General features: G+C 45.8%; 23 protein-coding genes. 18 read left to right on the top strand and 5 right to left on the bottom strand.

The features are described 5' to 3' along the window. Positions 1–9: 9 nt before the first annotated feature. The 12 genes from BK126_RS11820 to BK126_RS11765 all read left to right on the top strand — a co-directional run bounded on the left by BK126_RS11820 (position 10) and on the right by BK126_RS11765 (position 11,520). Positions 10–669 (top strand): redox-sensing transcriptional repressor Rex, encoded by a 660-nt coding sequence (locus BK126_RS11820; protein ID WP_076312859.1) that lies wholly within the window; start codon positions 10–12, stop codon positions 667–669. Then, entirely contained in the window at positions 656–1,957 is a 1,302-nt protein-coding gene (locus tag BK126_RS11815) for an amidohydrolase (protein ID WP_076312858.1), read from the top strand. The genes BK126_RS11820 and BK126_RS11815 overlap by 14 nt, the downstream gene beginning before the upstream one ends. A gap of 31 nt (positions 1,958–1,988) precedes the next feature. Further along, complete coding sequence (locus tag BK126_RS11810; RefSeq protein ID WP_076312857.1) at positions 1,989–2,510, top strand: cell wall elongation regulator TseB-like domain-containing protein; 522 nt, start codon at positions 1,989–1,991, stop codon at positions 2,508–2,510. Positions 2,511–2,684: 174 nt separating this feature from the next. Continuing rightward, a complete protein-coding gene (locus BK126_RS11805; RefSeq protein ID WP_076312856.1) occupies positions 2,685–3,212 on the top strand; it encodes a hypothetical protein in 528 nt (175 codons plus the stop codon). Continuing rightward, entirely contained in the window at positions 3,205–4,707 is a 1,503-nt protein-coding gene (locus tag BK126_RS11800; protein WP_076312855.1) for an AAA family ATPase, read from the top strand. The genes BK126_RS11805 and BK126_RS11800 overlap by 8 nt, the downstream gene beginning before the upstream one ends. 137 nt (positions 4,708–4,844) lie before the next feature. Then, positions 4,845–5,714: a 3-hydroxyacyl-CoA dehydrogenase family protein gene (locus BK126_RS11795; protein WP_076312854.1), complete on the top strand. Its 870-nt coding sequence runs from the start codon at positions 4,845–4,847 to the stop codon at positions 5,712–5,714. Continuing rightward, complete coding sequence (locus BK126_RS11790; protein ID WP_076312853.1) at positions 5,711–6,916, top strand: acetate/propionate family kinase; 1,206 nt, start codon at positions 5,711–5,713, stop codon at positions 6,914–6,916. Before BK126_RS11795 ends, BK126_RS11790 begins: the two co-directional genes overlap by 4 nt. Before the next feature lie 41 nt (positions 6,917–6,957). Continuing rightward, a complete protein-coding gene (gene asnS, locus BK126_RS11785; protein WP_047911176.1) occupies positions 6,958–8,253 on the top strand; it encodes an asparagine--tRNA ligase in 1,296 nt (431 codons plus the stop codon). Positions 8,254–8,270: 17 nt separating this feature from the next. Further along, positions 8,271–8,978: a DnaD domain-containing protein gene (locus tag BK126_RS11780; protein WP_076312852.1), complete on the top strand. Its 708-nt coding sequence runs from the start codon at positions 8,271–8,273 to the stop codon at positions 8,976–8,978. A 120-nt stretch (positions 8,979–9,098) separates the two neighbouring features. After that, complete coding sequence (locus BK126_RS11775; RefSeq protein WP_256209659.1) at positions 9,099–9,734, top strand: RNA polymerase sigma factor; 636 nt, start codon at positions 9,099–9,101, stop codon at positions 9,732–9,734. Then, positions 9,727–10,197 (top strand): hypothetical protein, encoded by a 471-nt coding sequence (locus tag BK126_RS11770; protein WP_076312851.1) that lies wholly within the window; start codon positions 9,727–9,729, stop codon positions 10,195–10,197. Before BK126_RS11775 ends, BK126_RS11770 begins: the two co-directional genes overlap by 8 nt. 39 nt (positions 10,198–10,236) lie before the next feature. Then, a complete protein-coding gene (locus BK126_RS11765) occupies positions 10,237–11,520 on the top strand; it encodes a hypothetical protein (protein WP_076312850.1) in 1,284 nt (427 codons plus the stop codon). A 142-nt stretch (positions 11,521–11,662) separates the two neighbouring features. Here BK126_RS11765 and proC read toward each other — a convergent pair whose 3' ends face one another. From proC to BK126_RS11745, 4 genes are all read right to left on the bottom strand, one after another. Beyond that, positions 11,663–12,523 carry a pyrroline-5-carboxylate reductase gene (proC, locus tag BK126_RS11760; RefSeq protein WP_076312849.1) on the bottom strand — a complete coding sequence of 287 codons (861 nt, stop codon included), beginning with the start codon at positions 12,521–12,523 and terminating at the stop codon, positions 11,663–11,665. Between the two features lie 20 nt (positions 12,524–12,543). Continuing rightward, complete coding sequence (locus BK126_RS11755) at positions 12,544–13,791, bottom strand: glutamate-5-semialdehyde dehydrogenase (RefSeq protein ID WP_076312848.1); 1,248 nt, start codon at positions 13,789–13,791, stop codon at positions 12,544–12,546. Positions 13,792–13,861: 70 nt separating this feature from the next. After that, entirely contained in the window at positions 13,862–14,968 is a 1,107-nt protein-coding gene (proB, locus tag BK126_RS11750; RefSeq protein WP_076312847.1) for a glutamate 5-kinase, read from the bottom strand. A gap of 345 nt (positions 14,969–15,313) precedes the next feature. Then, positions 15,314–16,519, bottom strand: coding sequence for a pyridoxal phosphate-dependent aminotransferase (locus tag BK126_RS11745; RefSeq protein WP_076312846.1), 1,206 nt, complete (start codon positions 16,517–16,519; stop codon positions 15,314–15,316). 117 nt (positions 16,520–16,636) lie between these two features. Between BK126_RS11745 and BK126_RS11740 the strand changes: the two genes are divergently transcribed. Next, on the top strand, positions 16,637–17,485 hold the full coding sequence (locus tag BK126_RS11740) for a carbon-nitrogen family hydrolase (protein WP_076312845.1): 849 nt from the start codon (positions 16,637–16,639) through the stop codon (positions 17,483–17,485). A gap of 404 nt (positions 17,486–17,889) precedes the next feature. Here BK126_RS11740 and BK126_RS11735 read toward each other — a convergent pair whose 3' ends face one another. Next, on the bottom strand, positions 17,890–18,804 hold the full coding sequence (locus BK126_RS11735) for a LysR family transcriptional regulator (RefSeq protein ID WP_076312844.1): 915 nt from the start codon (positions 18,802–18,804) through the stop codon (positions 17,890–17,892). A 187-nt stretch (positions 18,805–18,991) separates the two neighbouring features. Between BK126_RS11735 and BK126_RS11730 the strand changes: the two genes are divergently transcribed. From BK126_RS11730 to BK126_RS11710, 5 genes are all read left to right on the top strand, one after another. Next, on the top strand, positions 18,992–19,324 hold the full coding sequence (locus tag BK126_RS11730; protein WP_177178681.1) for a DUF3889 domain-containing protein: 333 nt from the start codon (positions 18,992–18,994) through the stop codon (positions 19,322–19,324). Positions 19,325–19,499: 175 nt separating this feature from the next. Beyond that, positions 19,500–20,921, top strand: coding sequence for a 3-isopropylmalate dehydratase large subunit (gene leuC / locus BK126_RS11725; RefSeq protein WP_076312843.1), 1,422 nt, complete (start codon positions 19,500–19,502; stop codon positions 20,919–20,921). A 52-nt stretch (positions 20,922–20,973) separates the two neighbouring features. After that, entirely contained in the window at positions 20,974–21,576 is a 603-nt protein-coding gene (leuD, locus tag BK126_RS11720) for a 3-isopropylmalate dehydratase small subunit (protein WP_076312842.1), read from the top strand. A 316-nt stretch (positions 21,577–21,892) separates the two neighbouring features. Further along, a complete protein-coding gene (locus BK126_RS11715) occupies positions 21,893–23,284 on the top strand; it encodes an N-acetylmuramoyl-L-alanine amidase family protein (RefSeq protein WP_076312841.1) in 1,392 nt (463 codons plus the stop codon). A 128-nt stretch (positions 23,285–23,412) separates the two neighbouring features. Then, positions 23,413–24,090 (top strand): GerMN domain-containing protein, encoded by a 678-nt coding sequence (locus BK126_RS11710; protein WP_256209662.1) that lies wholly within the window; start codon positions 23,413–23,415, stop codon positions 24,088–24,090. Positions 24,091–24,185 lie beyond the last annotated feature (95 nt).

The following is a 24,185-nucleotide window of genomic DNA, read 5'->3' as shown; positions in this document are numbered from 1 at the left end:
GAATTGTAATTGAAGTCGGACAAAATTTCAGAGGCTGTCGTAAGAAGACTGCCTGTATATCTGCGTTATTTACAAGAGCTGTACAAAAGAGAAGTGACCACTGTATCTTCACAGGAGCTTGGTCTCAGACTGGATTTGAATCCAGCGCAAATCCGTAAGGATCTCGCTTATTTCGGGGATTTTGGACGCAAAGGCATCGGCTATGATGTAGCTTATCTCATCGATAAAATCAGACAAATCTTGAAGCTGGATCAACAGATTAATGTGGCACTTGTCGGTGCTGGTAATCTCGGACATGCCTTGTCGAACTATAATCGATATGTAAAAGACAATATGAAGATTGTCGCCGTATTTGATTCCCAGCCCTCGAAGATTGGCTCCAATATCAATACGCTCACGGTTCAGCCTATGGAAGAGCTGGTGAAAACAGTAAAGGATCTGAACATTAGAATCGGCATTATAACGGTTCCGGATTCGGAAGCTCAGCGTGTGGCGGATTATCTGGTGGAGGCGGGAGTTGAAGCGATCCTTAATTTTGCCCCGATTATTATCAAGGCTCCTGCTCATATCCGGATTCATACAGCGGACTTCACTACAGATCTGCTTAGTCTGGCTTATTATCTAGAGAACGAAGCAGGGAAAGAGGAGGAAGAGGATGTCAAGTCATAAGTGGCTCATCAAGAACGGCAAATTTGCGGTAAGTGATCCTGAATGGCGAATCGTCAGCGGTTATATGCTGATTGAGGATGACCGCATCTCATATATAGGTGAAGATCTACCTGAAGGGACAGAAGGTCTTCCGGTTCATGACGGCAAGCACCAGCTGTTTATTCCTGGCCTTATCAATACACATGGTCATGCAGCGATGTCACTTCTACGCGGCTATGGCGATGATCTTGCTCTTCAGGTCTGGCTTCAAGAAAAAATGTGGCCGATGGAGGAAAAGTTCACAGCTGAGGATGTCTACTGGGGGACCTCGCTATCTGTTCTGGAAATGCTGAGAGGTGGAACTACCGCCTTCCTTGATATGTATGATCAGATGAATCAGGTGGCGAAAGTGGCACAGGAGTCGGGCATTCGCGCAAGTCTGATGCGGGGAGCGATTGGCTTCGGTTCAGATGAGCTGCGTGCATTTAAGCTGAAGGAAGCAACGACCTTTGCCCGGGAATGGCATAATCAGGCAGACGGACGTATCACGACGATGCTGTCCCCACATTCACCATATACTTGCGGACCAGAGTTTATTGAGAAATTTGTAGAAGCGGCACATGAGCTGAATTTACCCCTGCATACACATATGTCCGAAACGGCCGCTGAAGTAGAACAGAATGTAAAAGAGTATGGGCTGCGTCCAGTAGCACATCTGGAGAAGCTTGGCTTCTTCTCTAGACCTTCTCTCGTGGCACATGCTGTACATTTAACGGATGAAGAAATAGAGGTGCTCGCCAAATACAATGTGGCTGTTGCTCATAATCCTGGAAGCAACCTGAAGCTGGCGAGCGGTGTTGCGCGAGTACCTGAGCTGTTAAAAGCAGGGGTTGTTGTATCGCTTGCTACAGATGGTGCAGCAAGCAACAATAATTTGGATATGTTTGAAGAGATGCGCCTAGCTGCTCTGATTCACAAAGGAGTCAGCGGTGATCCAACCGCCGTACCTGCCACAGAAGCACTGCGTATGGGAACTGAATATGGAGCGAAGTCCATCTACATCAAGGATACGGGAGTGCTGGCACCAGGCAAAAAAGCTGATTTTGTTGCCATTGATCTGGATCAGGCTCATTTCCTGCCCTACACCGATTTGATATCACATGTCATCTATTCTGCAAGCAGCAAGGACGTTCAGCATGTCTGGGTGGATGGCAAGCAGTTAGTTAAGAACGGTGAGATGCTCACGATGGATGAAGAACGGATTAAACGCGAAGCACAAGCTGCTTTCGAAGGACTGACGTCCCGCTGATCGAGGTTAGGGGCAAGAAGGGAGTTCAGCCTTGAGAAAAAAAAGAAAGTGGATACTCATCAGCATTGTGGCTTTCTTACTCGTGCTCTTAGGTATTTATTTATTTTATGAATATGTAATGAAGGATACATGGGCAGAGGAAGAAGCTGCAATCGCTATTGCAAAGGAAAAAGAAGAACTGGTTACGGTAACAAAGACACAAAAATCGGTCTGGTCTGAGGATGCCATATATTGGACAATTGAAGGTGTAAATGCCGACAATGAGCCTGTTATGGTGTGGGTACAATACGGTACTGACAAGAAGCCAAAGACAGATGAAAATAGTGTGCACAGTGAGAAGATTGAAGAAGGAACGTCGGAGGAAGAAATGCGGTCCAAGATCAGCTCACAGCTGCCTGGCATTGAAATCGTCAGACTGCAGCCGGCAGTTTATGATGAGACTTACGTCTGGCAGTTATTTTATAAAGAGAAGGACCGGTACTACTATCGTTTCTATCGTTTCAGTGATGGAACCGAGTTAGAGGAAGGATTTCAGCTTCCGATCACAGAATAAAGCACACAAAATATACCCTGAAGTGGTCGCAATTGGCCATTTCGGGGTTATTTGGATTGGAAACTGTGAAAAATAATTCATAGTTTAGATTTGGACGTCTGTATATGGTATGCTATATCTATATCCCATATCAATAATAAATAGAGTGGGTAAAATAGATGAGGAGGTTGTCACTTGAAATTACGTCCTATTCGGATAGCAATAACGGTTATGGTTACGGCTACGCTGCTGTTTGGAGGATGGTTTGTGTACCGTCAGGTGGCCCTTGAGAAGCCAATAGAGAAGTTGGTTGCCGACTATGACGGCGTAAACGATGTTCAACTAGATATTAACCAGAATCAAGTTGTTTTGAATCTCGATCTCGAGCCGAATACCAATATAAGAGGTCTTGTTGATTATATCCGCACAGATGGCAAGGAGCTTCTGAACGGAAGAACGATGAAGCTGGAGGTAAAGGATCATTCGACGGAAACGCTGGATGATTTCTGGTCCAGTGCGTTATTTACCGTTGCTGAAGCGATGGAGACTAGACAATACACGCAAATTCCTGAGAAGCTGAAGGAAATGAGCGAAGGCAGCATCCAGGTTGACTATGATATTGATAATGAGAACGTATATGTAAGCCTGTCAGATGGAGAAGCAAGCAAGTATATTATTCTGCCGAGACAACCGGCTACGATGGGAGTGTGGCCTAATGCCTAATTGGTTAAAGGAGATTTTAATCGGGGTCGTTCCGGTCGTGCTTCTATTTCTTGTCTTTATAGGAGTTAATATTATTCCAGTACTGCTTATTGCCCTGCTCGCAGGCGGTGTAATCTTCCTGATGCAGACACGCGGCGGACTCGCCGTAGGAGCAAGCAGTGAGAAGAAGCGCAAGAAAGCGGGTCCCGCCAAGCTCACCTTTGAGGAAATTGGAGGACAGGACAGCGCTAAACAGGAGCTCCGTGAAGCACTGGACTTCTTAGTAAGACATGATGAAATTCAGAAGTTTGGCATTCGTCCACTGAAGGGTATATTGCTGACAGGCCCTCCGGGTACAGGTAAGACGCTGATGGCGAAGGCCGCTGCACACTACACCAATTCTGTATTTATCGCTGCTGCCGGCAGTGAATTTGTAGAAATGTATGTTGGTGTCGGGGCAGGACGTATCCGTGAATTATTTAAAGATGCCAGAACAAGAGCAGCCAAGGAAAACAAAGAAAACGCCATTATTTTTATTGATGAGATCGATGTCATCGGTGGTAAAAGAGAAGGCGGGCAGCAGCGCGAATATGACCAGACCCTGAACCAGCTGCTAACGGAGATGGACGGCATATACAATTCTGATGCACCGCGGATTCTGATTATCGCAGCGACGAACCGCAAAGAAATGCTTGACAGCGCACTTCTTCGCCCGGGTCGTTTTGACCGGCATATCCAAGTGGAGCTTCCGGACAAGAAAGGGCGTAAGCATATTCTGGCGCTGCATGCCAAAAATAAACCGCTTGCTGACGATGTAAGCCTGGATAAAATTGCGGAGGAATCCTACGGCTTCTCCGGGGCGCAGCTCGAGAGCTTGATGAATGAGGCTGCTATCTATGCGATGCGGGATAGTCTGGAGTTTATTACGCAGCGAAACCTGTCTATGGCCATTGATAAGGTGATGATGGGTGAGAAGACAGATCGTGAGTCCAATGCAGACGAGAAGAAGCGGGTTGCCATTCATGAGCTCGGACATGCAATAGCAGCAGAAGCGGTTCGACCGAACAGCGTGGGTCAGGTAGCACTCAGTCCGCGAGGACAGGCTCTCGGCTATGTTCGACATAATCCGCAGGAAGAGCAGTACTTGTATACGAAGGAGTTTCTTGAAGCTCAGATTATGATTGCACTCGGCGGTGCCGCTGCGGAGGAGATCTATTATGGAGGGCGCAGCACCGGCTCCAGAAATGACTTTGAACAATCGCTTGATATTGTCAAAACCATGATCAGTTCTGGACTAACTTCGCTCGGTATTGTTAACCTTGACATGGTATCCCAGGAAGATATGATGAGAGAAAATAACTACATTTTGAACGAGCTGTTTGCCCGTACAAAAGATCTCTTGCATGAGCATGCCACTATTTTTGATGAGTCGCTGGACATCCTGATGAAGGAAGAAGTATTGTCCGGTGGTCAATTCCGTGAACTATTTAAGAAAAATGCACTTTTGCCAGCATAATTATTTATGCTGGTTATTTTTTTTTACTTTTGATTCATGCTAAGATATTATTATATGTTGGGTCATAAAAATGTATTTTTCGACAAAGAAGGATACACACTATTCAGAAGAGACCAGGAAGGGATGGAGCAGTAACCATGTTGTTTAAAAAGATAGGAGTTATCGGCGGAGGTACGATGGGTCAAAGTATTGCCGAAATGCTGGCAGCTAAAGGCCTCGACGTTATGCTGGTAGAGCTTTCCCCGAACAAGCTTGATTATTCCATCGGAATGATCGAGACAGGGTTAGATAAAAAATTGGAGAAGTGGGCGATTACTCAGGCAGAGAAGAAATTGATCTTATCTAGAATTCATAGAGCGAATCTTAGTGATCTTTCTGCTTGTGATCTAATTATAGAGACCATTACTGAAGACCTGGAAGCAAAGATCAAATTGTTCAAACAGCTTGAGGAGATTGTGTCTGAAGATATCATTCTGACAAGTAATACCTCTACGCTGAGCTTGACTGAGCTTGCAAGTGCTACTAATCATCCTGAACGGGTGATCGGCCTGCACTGGATTTATCCGGTATCAAGTATTGATGTTGTCGAAATTATCCGCGGACTAAAAACTTCAGATGATACGTTTGAATTCACGAAGAAATTTGCTGAGGAAGTATTGGAGAAAAAAGGCGTTATGGTCTATGAGTCTCCTGGATTTGTAACTTCCCGGCTTATTTGCCTTCATATCAACGAAGCTCTTCATCTGCTTGAAGAAGGAGTGGCATCTGCCGAAGACATCGATCAAGCCGTTCGTATTGGATACAAATTCCAGCATGGACCATTTGAAATGGCAGACCGTTTTGGCCTCGATTCCGTTCATGCTGCACTTGACGGTATGTTCCGTGAGTTTGGCGAACTGAAATATAGACCTTCCACTATACTTAAGAAAATGGTTCGCGCAGGGCAATTGGGTGTGAAGACGGGCGAAGGCTTCTTCAAGTATGACAAGGATGGTGACCGGATATGAAAGTACTCGTAATTAATGCGGGAAGTTCTTCCCTGAAGTATCAAGTGTATGATATGACTGACGAATCTGTACTGGCAAAAGGATTAGTTGAGCGGATCGGTATGGATTCCTCCATTCTTACACATAAGCCGACAGGCAAAGAAGAAGTGACCGAAGTTAGCGAAATTCTTGAACATACGACAGCGATCCGTAAAGTATTGGACAAGCTCGTACATGCGGAGCACGGCGTGTTGTCTTCAATTGAAGAGATTCAAGCTGTCGGGCACCGGGTTGTTCACGGCGGTGAATTCTTTAACGAGTCTGCCCTGGTAACTGATGAAGTCAAAGCGAAGATTCGTCAATTGATTGACCTTGCACCGCTTCACAATCCAGCTGCGATCATGGGTATTAATGCTGCTGAATCCAATATGCCAGGTGTTCCTCAAGTGGTTGTATTTGATACGGCATTCCATCAAACCATGCCAGAGTCTGCGTATCTATATGCGATTCCACGTGTACTGTATAACAAGTACAAGGTTCGTCGTTATGGAGCACATGGTACTTCCCATTATTATGTAAGCCAGATCGCTGCTGAATTCTTGGAGCGTCCGATTGAGGACCTGAAGATCATTACGTGCCATGTTGGTAACGGTGGAAGTCTTACAGCGATTCAAAATGGTGTGTCTGTCGATACATCCATGGGAATGACGCCACTGGAAGGACTTATGATGGGAACGCGCAGTGGAGATCTTGACCCTGCGATTGTCCCTTATGTAATGAATAAAGAGGATTTAACGCTGAATGAAGTGAACTCTATGCTTAACAAGCACAGCGGACTGCTTGCCATCTCTGGAATCAGCAGTGATATGCGTGAAATTACAGAGGGTATGGAGAACGGAGATCCGAATTCTACACTCGCATTTAACATGTACGAATATCGTCTTCGCAAGTACATCGGTTCCTATGCTGCGGCGATGAATGGAGTAGACGTCATTGTCTTCACGGCTGGGGTTGGAGAGAACTCCGTAGTCCTTCGTCAAAGAGTACTGGAGCAGCTGACATATCTCGGAGTAGAGCTTGACGAGGAGCTGAACAAGATTCGTTCTGGCGAGCCTCGCCGTATTTCTACTGCGAATTCCAAAGTGGAAGTGTTGATCATTCCAACGAATGAGGAGCTTGTTATTGCTCGCGACACGAATCGCATTGTAGAAGAGTCAAAGTAAATTTTGAATTTGAATTTTAATAGAACGGGGAGAGATGAGACATGAGCACAAAGAGCGACATTCGCCATGTCAGTCAGCACGTTGGAGAAACGGTAACGATCGGTGCGTGGATTAACAATAAGCGCTCCAGCGGCAAAATTCAGTTTTTGCAGCTTCGGGATGGTACGGGCTATATCCAAGGGGTTGTTGTAAAAAGCGAGGTTTCTGAGGAAATCTGGAATAATGCAAAGAGCTTGACTCAGGAAAGCTCATTATACGTAACGGGTGTGATCCGCGAGGAGCCACGCAGTCAATCTGGTTATGAAATGACTGTGACGGATATCGAAATCATTCACTTAACGGAGAATTATCCGATTACTCCTAAGGAGCATGGGGTCGACTTCCTCATGGATCATCGCCATCTGTGGCTGCGTTCTTCCAAGCAGCGTGCGATTATGATTATCCGTGCTGAGATCATTCGTGCGGTTCAGGAGTATTTTGATACGAACGGATTTACGATCGTGGATCCACCGATTCTGACGCCTTCTTCTGCAGAAGGAACAACGAATCTGTTCCATATCAAATATTTCGATGAGGATGCGTACTTGACACAGAGCGGTCAGCTGTACATGGAGGCTGCTGCAATGGCGCTTGGTAAAGTGTATTCCTTCGGACCGACGTTCCGTGCAGAGAAATCCAAGACACGCCGTCATTTGATTGAATTCTGGATGATTGAGCCAGAGATGGCCTTCGTAGATCATGAAGAGAGTCTGCGTATTCAGGAGCAATTCATCGCGCATGTCGTACAGTCGGTAGTGAAGAACTGTCGTACAGAGCTTGAAAGTATCGGTCGTGATGTATCCAAGCTGGAGAATGTTACAGCTCCATTCCCGCGAATCACTTATGACGATGCGATCCAATTCCTGCAAGGTGAAGGCTTTGATATTCCTTGGGGTGAGGACTTTGGTGCGCCGCATGAAACAGCAATTGCAGAGAAGTATGACAAGCCTGTATTTATTACGCATTATCCAGCTGGGATTAAAGCATTCTACATGAAGCCAGATCCAAATCGTCCTGAGGTCGTTCTATGCGCCGACATGATCGCTCCTGAAGGCTATGGAGAGATCATTGGGGGCTCCCAGCGTATTGATGATCCGAAGCTGATGGAAGAGCGTTTTGAGGAGCATAATCTCTCCCGTGAAGCCTATCAGTGGTATTTAGATCTTCGCACGTACGGCTCAGTACCTCACTCCGGATTCGGTCTAGGACTTGAGCGGACGGTAGCTTGGATTTGCGGACTTGACCATGTTCGTGAAACGATTCCGTTCCCACGGATGCTGTATCGTCTATACCCTTAAGTCCAGGAGGAAAATGAATGAGCGAACCTAGCGTAGGAACTTGGGCGGACGGTGTCGCTTACGGCATGGCAATGGGTAGCGTCCAGCTTCCCTATGCACTGCTTCGTTATCATGCCCGGCTGGGATTATCAGAAGGAGAATTACTTCTTATACAGCATTTGCTTGGATTTCAGCAGGTGGAAGGAAATGAATTTCCGACGCTTCAGGAGCTGGCTGATCGGATGGGGATCCTTCCTGATGAGATAGCCAAACGGCTACAGCGCCTTATGAAGGAAGGTTTTATCCGGATTGAAGAGGACATGGATGCAGTGCAAGGCATTCAGTATGAACGATATAATCTGATCGGGTTGTATACCATACTGGCTCAGTGCATGTCAGAGGATCGAACCGCTCCGCTGTCAAAGTCATCTGTTCGCAGAAGTTCCTTGGAGAATGCCTTGAATCCGACTGCTGAGGAGCAAGAGGAGAAGAACATCTTCCGTATTTTTGAGAAGGAATTTGGCAGACCCTTATCTCCAATGGAGCTTGAACGAATTTCCAGCTGGCTGGATCAAGATCGATATCCTGATGAGTTAATTCTGCTGGCGCTAAAAGAAGCGGTATTTGCCGGCAAAGTCCACTTTACGTATATCGACCGTATATTGCTTGAATGGAGCCGCAACCGGGTTAGAACACCACAGGATGTGAAGGCTTATGCAGCTCGTTTTCGCAATGGAGGACGTTAAATAAATATCTGTTATTTATTCGAGATAGACATTCCTTATTTTGAGGGGTGTCTATTTTTGTTGCGATACTTCAGAATATCAACCATACCCATCCATTTTGCGAATTTTTATAGGATGAATATGAAACGATATTATTTTTTCGAAAAAATGCAGGGTTATACAAATAGCCGTCGTCTATATAAGTGGGGAAGGAGGAGAGAAGCCATTGATGAAGCAAGTTTGATCGATCAAATATTAAAGGGTGACCATGCTAAGTTTCGCGAGATTATTGATCGCTATGGCAGGCATGTATATCAGGTAACTTACTCCGTGCTTCACCAGGCACAGGATGCAGAGGACGCGGCACAGGAAGCGTTTATTCAAGTCTTTAAATCTCTCCCCCAGTACCGATCCGAAGGATTCAAGACATGGATTACCCGCATTGCTTTACATAAGGCAATTGATTTAAAAAGAAAATTGAATCGCAGGGAGGCGGAAGTGATTGGCCGTGAGGATGAGGTTGTACAAATGGCCGATCACCAGGCCGACATCATACATCAGCTGTTAAAGAAGGAGAGAAAAGAGACGCTGCTTCACAAGATATCCTCACTTCCGGCTCAGCATCGCGATATTATTGTTGATTTTTATCTGAAAGAAAAAAATTATGAACAAATTGCAGAAGAATCACAAATTGCCATAAAAACTGTAGAATCCAGACTATATCGGGCACGTCAGTGGATTAGAGCGCACTGGAAGGAGGGATCTTGGCGTGAATAAACAAGAACAGCAAGACTGGAAACGGTATATACAAGGCGAATTGCCGGAGCACGAGCGTGAAGCGATGGATAAACGCCTGCTGGAGGATCAAGAAGCTCTTGAGTCTTATTTGGCAGTCCTTGAACACACCTCAGATACGGGGTTAAGGGATGCAGAAGCCTTTGAAAAGCAAGTCATGAGCCATATCGAGCATGAGTGCAAGAAATTACAATCCAGCTCCAGTGGAAGAAACATTCAGTTTAAAAAATGGCTGAATCATAAGCTGGTCCATTATACCCTTGCCGCCTCCATAACGCTGCTATTCTTATCTACAGGCGTATTTGACCGAATGTTACCCGGACAGCTAAACGTGGATTCAGGCGATAAACAGCCCTACAGCGAACAAATGGTGAGGAAAGCAACCCATTGGCTTGATGAAATTAAACCTGACCCGAATCAATTTCATAAATCAATAAAAAGGTGAATTTGAAACTATATATAGTTAAATTAAAAGGTGAAAGGAATGAAGAATGTGCAGCAAGATCGCAGCAAGCTGCTTGCTTTTCTGCTTAACATGGTGCCTGGCTTGGGACATTATTACTATAGAAGCCGGGTGAAGGGATTTATTTATGGATTTATATTTTTTGGGCTGTTAGGCATCGGTTTTCTTTCGCTCGTTGGTGGAGGGGAGGAAGTAACCTTACTCTGTATTCTAGCGGCAGGAATTCTATGGTTAATCAGTATGTTTGATCTTGTCATCAAGCTTATCCGAGAGCCCGACCCTTCGGCTTATGCTCATTATCCAGGGTACCCGAATCACATCCCGCATGAGAACATGTACTACGGACATGAAGGAATACAAGATGAACACGGTATTCCCTTTCATAATCCGGAAGATCCAGCAGCGTCACCTCCTTACGGATTTCCGCCGCGTGAAGGATATGTCTATCCTGATCAGGGAAGAGGACGTGGTAAAGAAAGTGAACGGTTCTATACCATTCTCCTATCCTTTGTTCCGGGCTTAGGCCATTTGCATCTTGGTCTGCTGCAGCGAGGGCTATCCTTTCTCATTGGGTTCTTTGGGCTCGGCATCATGCTGTTTTTTGTCACTGCCATTACAGGACAGGAAATCTTTCTTCTCTTCCTGCTGCTGCTGCCGATCATGTGGCTGTACTGTATGTTTGATGCGGTGCAGCATGTGAACCGGAAGCAAGCCGGTGAGATTCTGGAGGACAAGACGTTATTTGAGCAGCTTGAACATGGCACAAGCAGAGGCAAGAAGAGCAAAGTCATTGCAACCCTGCTGGCAGCATTTCCAGGAGCCGGACATATGTATCTTGGACTGCAAAAAAGAGGACTACAGCTGATGCTGATCTTCCTTGGAAGCATTTATGTTCTAGATTTACTCGGTCTATCCTTGTTTCTTTTTCTCATTCCAATCATTTGGTTTTATAGCTTTTTTGATGGATTACAGCAATCGAGCAAGTATGGTAGAGAGCGACTATATGATAAACCGGTCATTGAGAGCTGGACGCGATATCAGAAATGGATTGGGATTGCACTCTTGTTCCTCGGTGTTTACTATATACTAGTCCGGCTTGTTGTTCCTGAATTTGGAGATCCGTTTGGAGCTTACATCTATCGCATCCAGTCGCACATGAATACGATCATTGTATCTTTGCTGCTCATTGGCGGAGGCATCAAATTGTTATTTAAGCCGAGTAGAAGAGAATATGATGGAGAGCAGCTTCTTAGAGATTTGGAACGTGATTTGGAAGGCTCGCCATTTTCAGACGAACGAAAATAGGATAGCTTCAGAAAAAAAGACCGGAGGAAGCATCACCGTTAAACAGGTGATATTCCCCCCGGTCTTCTGTTTAAATTAGACTGCAAAGCCGTATCATACATATGATGATCCAAGTTGTTGATCTGCTTGTTGTATTTTATCTCTACCTCGCTGCTTCCTTCAATTCTTCGCCCATCTCACGAGATCGTTCGGCACACCGGTGGACTGCTGCAATAACCGTCTCACTGAAATGACCTTTGGCCAGAACCTCAATGGCAGCCTGGGTCGAGCCATTAGGTGATGTAACGTTCCTCCGAAGTGTAGCAGGCGCCTCTCCTGTCTGCTGTACCATACGTGCTGCTCCCAGCACAGTCTGCACGGTCAGATCATGCGCTTGTTCGGCAGTGAGGCCGCCTCTTACGCCTGCTTGCACCATCGCCTCCATCATATAGTAGATATAGGCCGGGCCGCTGCCCGAAATTCCGGTCAAGGTCTCAAAATGCTCTTCTTCAATCAATGTAATTGTTCCAATCGCTTCAAATACAGTGTTTACAATCTGGCGATCCTCGTCCGTCACTTCTGGTGAGAAGGCGATTCCTGTCGCACCGAGTCCGATAGAACTGGATGTATTGGGCATAGTGCGAACGACAGCTGCTGGACGTCCAAGCAGGCTCTGAATTGTTTCTATAGTGAGCCCAGCAATGACAGAAACGACAACCTGCCGTTTGGATAGCAGAGGTCCCAGATATCGAAGCGATTCAGCCGCATCCTTCGGCTTCATGGACAAGATGATCAGATCAGCTTGTGTAAGCGCAGCTTCTTTGCTAGACGCATCTGCCGCCGTCGTCACGTTGTATTTGCGATGCAGCTCCACAAGACGGTCTTGGTTACTGCGATTGAACATCGTTATTTTCTCGGGAGAGATTACTTTTCGCGCGATGAGACCTTTAGCAATAGCTTCAGCCATAGCTCCGGCACCAAAAAAAGTGATCTTACGATTGATTAGAGATTGGGTTCCACTCATATTAATTCCTCCAGCTATGTCTAATGTTTAATTTGTCCAGAACCATAGATTCGATACTTTGTAGATGTCAGCGCAGGAAGACCCATTGGACCCCGTGCATGCAGCTTCTGAGTACTGATGCCGATTTCTGCACCGAATCCAAATTCGAACCCATCTGTAAAACGGGTAGAGGCATTATGATACACTGCAGCGGCATCTACTTCCTCCATGAACTTGGCGGCAGCGTTCGGGTCTCTAGTCACAATGCATTCAGAGTGCATCGTTCCATATTTTCGGATATGTTCTATCGCTTCTTCTATGTGATTGACTATTCGAACATTTAAGATATAGTCGTTATACTCGGTAGCATAGTTCTCCTCAGTTGCAGCTGTCGCCCATGGGACCAGCTTAAGGAAAGATTCACAGCCTCGGAGCTCGACAGAGGTATTTTTGAATTGCTCCGCAAGCTCCAGGATCGAATCGGCACCGTAATCACTGTGAATTAGCAGTGTCTCCATCGCGTTGCACACCGAGGGGCGTTGAACTTTCGCGTTAAGTGCAATCTGCAGTGCCATTTCTGGATCAGCCGCAGCATCGATATAGGTGTGACAAATACCCGCACCGGTTTCGATGACAGGAACCGTCGAATTCTGTACGACATTTTGGATTAAGGACGCTCCGCCTCTTGGAATGATGACATCAAGATATTCATTACATTTTAACATTTCATCCACGCTAGAGCGATCCGCATCCTCCACCAGCTGTATTGCATCGGCAGGCAGGTCTGTTTTCGCCAGCGCTTGCTTCAGCACATGGATGATCTGCTTGTTGGAAGACAAGGCAGAGGAGCCGCCTCGCAGCAGAACGGCATTTCCTGTCTTCAGCGACAAGCCAACAGCGTCAACCGTCACGTTGGGACGAGCTTCATAGATGATGCCGATCACACCAAGAGGAACACGTTCCTTCTCAATGCGAAGCCCGTTAGGCCGTTTGATGACTTCCAGAATATCGCCAATCGGATCTGGCAAATCGATGATTTGACGCAGTCCTGAGGCAATCTCTTCGATTCGCTCATCCGTAAGGGAGAGTCTATCCAGCATAGGTAGAGCGGTTCCGTTCTGTCTACCCCGTTCAAGATCTTCTGCATTTGCTTCGATGATGGATGCCTTCTCAGCAATCAAAGCATCGGCCATTACCGACAGTGCTGCGTTCTTCTTCTCTGAGCTCAAACGGCCCAGTACCAGGGAGGCTTCTTTGGCAAGTCTTGCTTTATCATTAACTTCACTCATCATATTTACACTCCTATCTGTATTAAATGAATATCACTGTATTGCACATATCAGTACACTAGCAATAAAATCACTTTAAAGTAATCCATTCATCGCGATGAACGACCTCAAGCCTGTGAAGTGATCCCTCCAGCTTTTTAAGCACATCAGGACTCGGCAGCCCAATAATGCTCCGCAGCTGTTCTGCATCATAATTGACGATGCCGCGTCCAATCAGGGTACCTTGAAGATTAACAACCTCGATTACATCACCAGCATGAAATTGTCCTTCAACCCGTCTGACGCCAACCGGAAGCAGGCTGTGTCCACCATAGATGAGCGCTTCTTCAGCACCTTGGTCAACATGGATGGAGCCTAACGGTGAGGAGATGAACCCAAGCCATTGTTTTTTTCGAGAGAGTGAATTCTGCCGTGTGTCAAAATAAGTACCCTTGCCATGGTCAGCTGTAGCGGCGAGAAGGTCGCCTGGCTCGTTTACACGCCCTACAAATACAGGGACACCGCCTCGAGTAGCGACTTTGGCTGCATCTACTTTGGAACGCATCCCTCCAGTGCCTACCAGAGAACCGCTTCCTCCGGCCACCTCGTAAATTTCATCCGTTATTTCATCAATGCGATCATAATGCTTCGCATCCGCATGATATCTTGGATCTGCTGTGTATAATCCGTCCGTATCGGTTAATATGATCAGTTTCTTGGCTTTGGTTAAGCCTGCAACCAGGGCAGACAGCATGTCATTATCCCCGAATTTGAGCTCGTCGACAGAGACGGTGTCATTCTCATTAATAACCGGAATCACATTCTGTTTGAGGAGCTCATCGATGGTCATTCCGGCGTTACCCATTCGCTTCCGATTCGTAAAATCTGTGCGTGTAAGCAAGATCTGCGCTGTTTTGATGTGGTGATGCGCAAAAGCCTGCTGATATGCCTGCATAAGCAGTGCTTGACCTACAGCAGCCGCGGCTTGCTTCTCATGAAGCAGCTTAGGCCTGGTCTCGTAGCCGATATGTCCAAATCCTGCAGCTACAGCCCCTGAAGTGACCAGCAGGACTTCATGCCCGGCTTGATGGAGAGCCGCAATTTCGGAGGCGTAAAACGACACGGCCTCGTGATTCAGTGATCCGGAATCCGTAGTGAGCGAGCTGCTGCCGATCTTGACAACAATTCTAGATGACAAGAAGCATCAACATCCTTTCTTGTGATAAAAAAAATAAAAACTTTCATCCTTGGCTGCTTAGCAAAGGACGAAAGTTTATTCTTCCGCGGTACCACCTTTATTGATGAGGGTATCATCCGACTCTTAAGCCTTATAACGTTAAGGCAACGTCCTGTATGAACAGGCCGCTCAAGGGGTAGGTTTCAGAAAAATCCGCGGTAAATTCTCTCAGCCTACTGGAATTTACTCTCTGCAAGCACGGAATTGAATTTCTTACTGGTCCCTGTCAGCACGTTTTCGCAATTTAAATTAATGATAGAATACCATGGAACCTCACTTGATGCAAAAAGAATCTAATAAAAGATATTAAAACAAATTTAGTCTGCCTATTCGTTGAACCGCTTCACGCAATCGTTCCTCCTCACTTAGGAGGCCGACCCTGACATAGCCTTCTCCATGCCTGCCAAAACCACTCCCAGGTGCGACAGCAACCTTTGCCTCTTTCAGCAATAAGTCAGCAAAGGATTCTGAGGAATAACCGGCAGGAACGGGGAGCCAGCTGAAGAAAGAACCCTGGGGCCGATTTGCCTTCCATCCGATCTGATCCAGCTCACTGAAGAGCGCATTCCGACGAGATTCATAGCGGTAAACAAGTTCTTTTACACTATCCTGTGATGAAGTCAGCGCAGTCGCGGCCGCGGCCTGGATCCCACCGAATAAGCTGACATACATATGATCCTGAAGTAGATTGATGAGGCTGATGATCTCTCTGTTGCCAAGTGCAAATCCGACACGCCAGCCTGCCATGTTATAAGACTTGGATAGAGTGTAGAATTCGATTCCTACTTCTTTAGCACCTGGTGTTTGAAGAAAGCTTACAGGCCGCTCTTCGTCAAATCCGATGGCTCCATAGGCAAAATCACTTGCTACGACGATATTGTGCTGTGCAGCGAATTCGACAGTATCTTGATAAAATGATAAAGGAGCAGTGACTGATGTAGGATTATTCGGATAATTAAGAAACATCAGCTTTGCTCTGTGAAGCTGGGGGCTGGCAATTTCATTATAATCAGGTAAAAAGTCGTTTGACTCAAGAAGGGGCATACATACCATTTCTGCTTTGGCCAGCGCTACTCCTGACCAATAATCAGGATAGCCTGGATCAGGCACCAGGCAAATATCTCCCGGATTAAGCAGTACTTGAGGAAGCTCGACAAGCCCTCCCTTCCCCCCGAACAACACAGCCACCTCCTTCTCCGCATCGAGCTCAACACCGTAATCTTCCTTATACCGATGAACAATTGCTTCCTTCAAAAATGAATATCCGCGAAATGGCGAATATTTATGATACAAAGGATTGGCTGAGGCTGTTTGCAGAGATTCTACAATGTGGTCCGGCGTTTTTGTATCCGGATTTCCTTGTCCTAGATTAATGACATCGTGTCCTGCAGAAATTTCTTGGTTGACTTTTTGAACGAGCGCAGCAAAAAATTGAGTAGGTAAGCTCTTCATGACCTCTGCTGGCTCGATATGAAATGCAGAGGCAGTGAAGGATTCTCGAGCAGACTTCATTTCATCACTCCGGTTCGGTTTGTTAAATAAAGTATTATTAATCTATCATGCTTACTCCAAGCTGTATAGATCATATAGAGTGCTGAAGAGTGATCAGGAATTGGGAAGGGGTGCAGGATGAGTATTCAAAGTCTGGATACAGAAAGCGTACAGCATCATAACAAAATAAAGCTGGCATTGCTGCAGTGCGATATTACGGTGGGCGATACCACAGCTAATCGGGAACGGATACAGCAATTGATTCATGAAACGATGCAGAAGCACCCTGATGTGCAGGTGATTCTTCTGCCTGAAATGTGGAACACCGGTTATGCCTTGACCGAAATTCATGAGCTTGTCGATGATGAGGGACGGATCGAACGCCATTGGATCAGCGAGTATGCTGCAAGCTACAAGGTAAATATTGTGGCAGGCTCCATAGCGGAGAAAAAAGATGGGAAAATATATAATAGTATGTACGTGTTTGACATGAATGGAGAACAGATTGCACGTTATGCGAAGCTTCATTTGTTCCGACTAATGGATGAGGAGAAGTATCTGGCTGCAGGAGATGAACCCGTTACGTTTACCTTAGATGAAAAATGGTTCTGCGGAGCGTCGATATGCTACGATATTCGATTTCCTGAGCTTATAAGATCTCTTGCTCTCAAGGGAGCGAAAATGCTGTTTGTACCGGCAGAGTGGCCTCAGCCAAGACTACATCACTGGCGGACTCTGCTGATGGCAAGAGCGATTGAAAATCAGATGTATGTTATTTCCTGCAACCGGGTTGGAACAAGCGGCAGCACCTCCTTCTTCGGTCATTCTATGATTATTGACCCGTGGGGCGAGATTGTTGCAGAAGGTACGGAGAATGAAGAGATTCTGGTGGGAAGCATAGATCCTGCTATGGTAGATGCAGTGAGAGAGCGCATTCCGGTATTTGAGGACAGAAGACCAGAAATCTATTTCAAAAAAAATATTTAAATTTGAATGATGATGTTTCGATTCCTTGGGACAGGTTAATATATAGTATCCCGTCACCAAAGGAGGATGATCACCATGGATTACCGCAAGGCTAACCATCTGGAAGACAAACTCAGGCGACAGGTTCACAAATTCGTAAGAGATGATAGGCACAGGCCCTTCTTAGAGAGCCGTGATGGAGATTTATCACCCCCGTGAATACTTTGAACCGCCGGATACAAATCAAGCAAACCGATTGGATTCCGGTAAAAGATTTCAAACCTACAAATGATGATTGACACTTTGTTCTTTAAGAAAGTAAAAATGCTGTAACGAAATAGCCAGGCGGCTCGGGAATGTATCCCGGGCCGCCTGTGCTGTGTATCGCTCTTATTTTCTTATTACATAATTTATCGCTCGGATCGTTAGTCTAACAGAGCCTGCATGGTTTCCTTAAAGGTTTGAATGAACGCTTCTGCTGCACCGGACAGGTACCGTCCCTGCCGATAAGCAATAACGAGTGTACGGCTAGGCGCAGGTGCAGTTAAAGGAAGATAAACCGGGACAAATTCACTGCGGGGAGCTCTTGCAATAAAACGGGGGACGAGCGTAATGCCCATGCCGGTTGCGACCAGTGATTTGACCGTTTCCATATTGTTGCTCTCAAACACGACTTTGGGCTCGAAGCCCGCTTGCTGACATAGATCAAAGGTCAGCTTGCGAAAGCCTTGTCCCTTCTTAAGAACAATGAATGATTCATCTACGAGTTCTGCGATGTCGACCGTCAAGTCAGGATACTCCTCCCATTTACGAGCAAGCGGATGCTCCTTCGGAACAGCAAGATCAATTTGCTCTTCTGCAATTTCTACATAAGAGAGGGAGGACTCCTGAAGCGGAAGGGATAGCAGGCTTAGATCCGTCTTGCCGCTGGCCGTTAATTTTTCCAGATTCATAGAAGAGTCCTCAAGCAATGTAATTTCAATATCAGGATAACGCTCACGAAATGCTGGGAGAACATAAGGCAATAAATGAGAGCCTGTAATCGGCATGCTGCCAAAGATGACTTTGCCCTTTCTCACTTGGGAGATATCGGCCATCTCTTGCTTTAGCAGCTCTACAGCATCTAAAATATTGCTCGCCTTAGATACGAAGGAAGCTCCCGCATGTGTCAGCTCTACCGAGCTTGTATTGCGCTGAAACAAGAGAACGCCAAGCTCCTTCTCCAGCTTAGACAGCTGCTGACTGAGTGATGGCTGAGCAATATGCAGCTTCTCGGCCGCTCTGGAGAAGTTTTTTTCGGATGCGATTTGTAAGGCGTATTGTAATTGTCGAAGTTCCATGGGAAGGTCACGTCCTTAAGAAGATTTCCGAATGTGGAGTACCATGATATCTATTATATAGGAATTTCCTCTAAAGCGATAACATCTAATCACCGTAATCTATAAGACATATTTTTCTTATTCTTACAGCACAATATGCAGATGATTTCCAGAAGATCAAATGAAGATTGCAAAGGAGTTAATACTTATGAAAATGATCTTTTCCCGTTTGGTTACAGTTGTCTTGATGTCAAGCCTGCTTATTGTTTACTCTGCCTTTACTACCCATCTCACAGCAGTTGAAGCGGCTGAACCTGAGTATGCACAGTGGGGGAACATCGCTGTTCAGGAGGCAAAGAAGCATTACAATGCGGTGATCACGGACTATCAGCATTTGGGACGCACGGTGCTGACAGACAAGACAGCAGAAGAAAGATTTCGTTTAATTGTGAAAAAGGACGGTACAGAGTTTCCAGTTACGGTTATCGTAAAATTTAATTCGGTCAGTAATGAGCTCATTGATGTGAAATTCAGCGAATAAGAAAATGATACGGAATTAGTGCATGGACTGGAATTTGTCTATAGGGCAATCCTATCAGATCTATAGTTTTTATATCTTGGAACAATATGTCTTGCTCATGTTATATTGGATCTAATAAAGCACGGCATGACCTTGCCGTCACAATAGATCGAATAATAACTTTGAGGTGAGAATAATGAGCAAAAAGACGATGTTCGAGAAAATCTGGGATAATCACGTCATTACGCAGGAGGAAGGAAAACCAAGCATCCTCTATATAGATTTGCACCTTGTACATGAAGTAACTTCCCCGCAGGCGTTCGAAGGTCTTCGTCTCAGCGGACGCAAGGTACGCCGCCCAGAGCTCACTTTTGCAACGATGGATCATAACGTGCCAACACAAGACCGTTTCAATATCAAGGATCCGATCTCTAAGCAGCAGATTGATACATTGTCTAAGAACTGCCGCGATTTTGGCGTAACATTGTTTGACCTTGATACGATTGATCAAGGGGTGGTACACGTAATGGGACCGGAGCTCGGACTTACGCATCCGGGCAAGACAATTGTGTGCGGTGATAGTCATACATCTACACACGGTGCTTTTGGAGCACTTGCATTTGGTATCGGTACCAGTGAGGTTGAGCATGTACTGGCAACACAGTGCCTTCAACAAGCCAAAGCCAAAACGATGGAAGTGCGCTTTGTAGGCAATCGCAAGCCTGGAGTAACGGCTAAAGATATGATTCTCGGCGTTATTGCGAAATATGGTACAGACTTTGCTACCGGTTATGTCATCGAATACACAGGAGAAGCCATTCGGAGCCTTAGCATGGAAGAGAGAATGACCGTCTGCAACATGTCCATCGAAGGCGGTGCAAGGGCAGGGATGATCGCTCCTGATGAAACAACCTACGCTTATCTTCAAGGCAAGCAGTATGTTCCACAAGGTGAGAGCTTCGAAGAAGCCAAACAAAGATGGGACGCTCTTACAACAGACGAAGGTGCTGAGTTTGATGTAGTGGTGGAGTTTGATGTTGAATCTCTTATCCCTCAGGTTACTTGGGGAACCAGCCCGGGTATGGGTACGGATATTACTTCCCGTGTGCCTGTTCCAGCAGAGCTTCCGACAGAGAATGAACGCAAAGCAGCAGAGAAAGCCATTGAGTACATGGGTCTTGTGCCAGGCACGCCGATGTCCGAAATCGAAATTGACTATGTATTTATTGGATCGTGCACGAATGGACGGATTGAGGATTTACGGGCTGCAGCACAAGTCGCACGCGGCTACAAAGTATCCGAGCGGGTAACGGCAATCGTCGTTCCAGGCTCCGGACGAGTGAAGCTTCAAGCGGAGAAAGAAGGACTTGACGTTATATTTAAGGAAGCCGGGTTTGAATGGCGGGAAGCGGGATGCAGTATGTGTCTTGCAATGAATCCGGATGTGCTCCAACCGGGTCAGCGCTGTGCATCGACTTCCAACCGGAACTTTGAAGGCCGTCAAGGACGTGGAGGAAGAACGCATCTGGTATCTCCGGCAATGGCTGCAGCTGCAGCTGTTGAGGGACGGTTTGTTGATGTTCGTGACTGGAAGATCAAAGAAGAAGTAATGAACTAGTGATATATAGAACGAATTTGGTTATCTTTTGAATCGAGAGGAGAATACAAGCATGGAGGCTTTTACGAAATTAACAGGTCTTGTTGCACCTGTAGACCGAGTGAATGTGGACACGGATGCGATCATTCCGAAGCAATTCTTAAAAAGAATTGAGCGTACGGGATTCGGACAATTTTTGTTCTATGAATGGAGATTTGACGAGCAGGGGAATGAAATTCCCAGCTTCTCCTTAAACCAAGAACAATATAAAGGGGCGTCCGTTCTCATTTCTAGAGCTAACTTCGGCTGTGGATCGTCTCGTGAGCACGCTCCATGGGCAATTCTGGACTACGGATTCCGCTGTGTTATCGCACCTTCGTTCGCGGATATCTTCTATAATAACTGCTTCAAGAACGGCATCCTTCCAATCAAGCTGTCGGAGGAGCAAGTAGAGGAGTTATTCCAGCGTACGAATGCGAACCCAGGTTATGAGCTGAATGTGGACTTGGAGAATAAGACGATTACAGATCAACATGGCTTGTCGATTTCATTTGAACTTGATGAGCACCGCAGACAATTCCTGCTGCAAGGGCTTGATGATATCGGCTTGACGCTTCAGCATGAGGACGCTATTACTGCTTACGAGCAGAAGCATGCTGCTAAATTATTTGCATAATACAATCCATTCAATAGATTCAAGAGAATAAACATATCAGTAAGCAGGTCCGGATAGAGATATCCGGGCTTGTTTTTTTATACACCACAGGGTTACATTTCTCGTTAATGTAATATGAAAGTAACATAGTTGATAGCTGGCATGCTAAAATATGACAAATTCGTAGCACCACAACGGATACTTTTTTGATATGATGAGATAGATCCGCAACTTTTATCCATTTCTGTCGTCTAATATTTTGTTAATAGTTGGATTCTTTCTATATTTAATAGAAAGCGAGCTATGTTCAAAAAAAGCAGAATTGGAAGGGTGACGGATGAAAAAGTTAAAAGTTTTAGTCGCATTGCTATGTTTCATGTGGATCTTCCCTGGTCTCGGACAAGCAGCGGCAGACATCAAGATCGTTCTCGATGGCAGTCAGTTGAGTCTACCCTCTGGCGTAAAGGCAGAGAATATTAACAGCAAAGTTATGATACCCATTCGTGTCGTCTCAGAGAAGTTAGGTTACAGTGTCGGTTGGGAGCAGAAGACGAAGACGGTTACTATAAAACAAGATCAAACAGTGATTAAAATGGTAGCTGGCAAGAAGACAGCGACCGTCAATGGTTCTACCGTCAATCTTGACGCTGCGCCAATCATTAAAAATGGAACAACGCTTGTACCCATCCGCTTCGTAGGTGAGACCATGGGATTACAGGTAAGCTGGAACAATCAAACGAAAACCGTATACCTCAATTCAAACAGCGGCTCAGGCGGAAGTGAAATTCCTCCTGCAGGCGGTAACGGCAATGATTCGAATTTGATTCAAGTGAATGGAATCAGCTTTACGGACAGTAAGCTTATGATTGCGACGAGCGGAGGAGCAGCTCCGACTGCGTTCAAAATGTCTGCCCCAGACCGAATTGTTGTAGACATTCCGAATGCCGAATTCAGCAGCTTGTTCGCAGATACACAAGCGCTCGACATCACCAAGAGTATTGCCGGGCAAATTGTCGTCGATGGTTATGAAGGTGTAGAGAAAGTAAGATATGCGCTTTTCAGCAATGATCCTTCCACAGTACGAGTGGTTATTGATCTGAGCTATGCGATGAATTATAAGATGACTTCCTCGAATGCAGGTTTGATTACCGTTACACTGGATACGGACAGTGGTACAACGACACCGCCGACGACGAAGAAGAAAACGGTTGTCATTGATGCAGGGCATGGAGATCAGGATCCAGGCGCAATCGGAGTAACAGGCAAATATGAGAAGAATTTTACCTTGACGATGGCACTCAAGATCGAACAGCTCCTCAAAAAGGAGCCGGGCATTAACGTTATTACGACTCGTGATGATGATACATTCCTTACACTGTCCGAACGAGTTAAAGTCGCAAACAATGCAAAGGCAGATGTATTTCTATCGATTCATGCGAATGCCGGACCGGCATCGGCAACAGGCTCAGAAACTTACTATAACCGTTCCAACAGCAAGTCACTGGCGAACACAGTGCACAAGTACATGGTACAGGCTGCAGGTCTTAGAGACCGTGGGGTCAAAACAGGTAATTTTGCAGTTATAAGAGATACGACAATGCCTGCAATATTGCTCGAGGTTGGATTCCTCAGCAACAAGAACGATGAAGCAGCACTCTTTAATACGACCTTCCAGAATCGTGTAGCAGAAGGCGTAGTGAAGGGCATTAAGGAATACTTAGGAATGTAGAATCCACAGCATGTAGTTGCATGAGTTTGTGTACGAAAGAAATGACAGTCCTTATACGTCTCTACAATTAGAAGACAGTACATTCTTCGTTCGAACTATATAACAGCTGACAAAAAAGGGTGATAGAGATGATGAGAAAAAAATGGTGGATGGTCGCATTACTGGCTGTATCACTGACTACACTTGCAGCCTGCGGTAACAATCCAACCGCCTCTCCACCGAATTCCGATTCGGAACAGCAAACAGGCAGTGAAACGGATCCGCAAACCGATGATACACAAGAACAAGAAGAAACGGAGCCGTCTAACGAAACTCAAACTCCTCCCGAAGAGAGCAACACTTCTGGAAATGGAGGGACAAGCTCCGGCGGCACGAATGGAAGCTCTGGTGAGCAAGCTGAGAATGTAGAGACCAAGGAAGCAAACATTCAGGTCTATTATACCGATCCGGAGCTGCTTGAGTTGAAGTCTGCGATGCAAACGATCTCTTACAAAACGGATTGGAGTAAATATGAAGCTGCCTTCAAGGCGCTTCAGCACAGTGACAGCGAAGAGCTGGTTCCGCTGTGGTCTGAAGAAATTACCATCAATAAGCTGGAAGTTGATGGAGGAAATATTACCCTTGATTTGAAAATTCCAGCGACCGCAAATCTGGGCTCTAGTGGAGAATCCTTTGCTATTGATGGGCTGAAGCAGACCTTCTTCCAATTTGAAGAAGTAGAGTCACTTGAGCTGCTTATCGATGGTGAGCAGAAAGAAAGTTTGATGGGACATGTGGAATTAGAACATCCCATGACAAGAGAATAGACATAGATGAATCCATTTCATAAACGTAAGACTTTTATGGAATGGATTTCAGCTATACAGCAATATCTTGCTGACGATCATGGTATACAAATTGA

Source organism: Paenibacillus sp. FSL H7-0326, from assembly GCF_001955535.1.
In the GTDB taxonomy this organism is placed as follows: Bacteria; Bacillota; Bacilli; order Paenibacillales; family Paenibacillaceae; genus Paenibacillus; species Paenibacillus shunpengii.
This window is presented reverse-complemented; position numbering and strand designations above follow the sequence as displayed.

Excerpts from the sequence above, each read along its gene's own strand:
- BK126_RS11710 (WP_256209662.1), top strand. The coding sequence starts at position 23,413 with ATGATGAGAAAAAAATGGTGGATGGTCGCATTACTGGCTGTATCACTG.
- BK126_RS11780 (WP_076312852.1), top strand. The coding sequence starts at position 8,271 with ATGAGCGAACCTAGCGTAGGAACTTGGGCGGACGGTGTCGCTTACGGC.
- BK126_RS11735 (WP_076312844.1), bottom strand. The coding sequence starts at position 18,804 with ATGGAACTTCGACAATTACAATACGCCTTACAAATCGCATCCGAAAAA.
- leuC (WP_076312843.1), top strand. The coding sequence starts at position 19,500 with ATGAGCAAAAAGACGATGTTCGAGAAAATCTGGGATAATCACGTCATT.
- BK126_RS11740 (WP_076312845.1), top strand. The coding sequence starts at position 16,637 with ATGAGTATTCAAAGTCTGGATACAGAAAGCGTACAGCATCATAACAAA.
- BK126_RS11765 (WP_076312850.1), top strand. The coding sequence starts at position 10,237 with ATGAAGAATGTGCAGCAAGATCGCAGCAAGCTGCTTGCTTTTCTGCTT.
- proC (WP_076312849.1), bottom strand. The coding sequence starts at position 12,523 with ATGAGTGGAACCCAATCTCTAATCAATCGTAAGATCACTTTTTTTGGT.
- BK126_RS11815 (WP_076312858.1), top strand. The coding sequence starts at position 656 with ATGTCAAGTCATAAGTGGCTCATCAAGAACGGCAAATTTGCGGTAAGT.
- BK126_RS11775 (WP_256209659.1), top strand. The coding sequence starts at position 9,099 with ATGAAACGATATTATTTTTTCGAAAAAATGCAGGGTTATACAAATAGC.
- leuD (WP_076312842.1), top strand. The coding sequence starts at position 20,974 with ATGGAGGCTTTTACGAAATTAACAGGTCTTGTTGCACCTGTAGACCGA.
- BK126_RS11800 (WP_076312855.1), top strand. The coding sequence starts at position 3,205 with ATGCCTAATTGGTTAAAGGAGATTTTAATCGGGGTCGTTCCGGTCGTG.
- BK126_RS11790 (WP_076312853.1), top strand. The coding sequence starts at position 5,711 with ATGAAAGTACTCGTAATTAATGCGGGAAGTTCTTCCCTGAAGTATCAA.
- BK126_RS11730 (WP_177178681.1), top strand. The coding sequence starts at position 18,992 with ATGAAAATGATCTTTTCCCGTTTGGTTACAGTTGTCTTGATGTCAAGC.
- BK126_RS11755 (WP_076312848.1), bottom strand. The coding sequence starts at position 13,791 with ATGAGTGAAGTTAATGATAAAGCAAGACTTGCCAAAGAAGCCTCCCTG.
- BK126_RS11715 (WP_076312841.1), top strand. The coding sequence starts at position 21,893 with ATGAAAAAGTTAAAAGTTTTAGTCGCATTGCTATGTTTCATGTGGATC.
- asnS (WP_047911176.1), top strand. The coding sequence starts at position 6,958 with ATGAGCACAAAGAGCGACATTCGCCATGTCAGTCAGCACGTTGGAGAA.
- BK126_RS11795 (WP_076312854.1), top strand. The coding sequence starts at position 4,845 with ATGTTGTTTAAAAAGATAGGAGTTATCGGCGGAGGTACGATGGGTCAA.
- BK126_RS11745 (WP_076312846.1), bottom strand. The coding sequence starts at position 16,519 with ATGAAGTCTGCTCGAGAATCCTTCACTGCCTCTGCATTTCATATCGAG.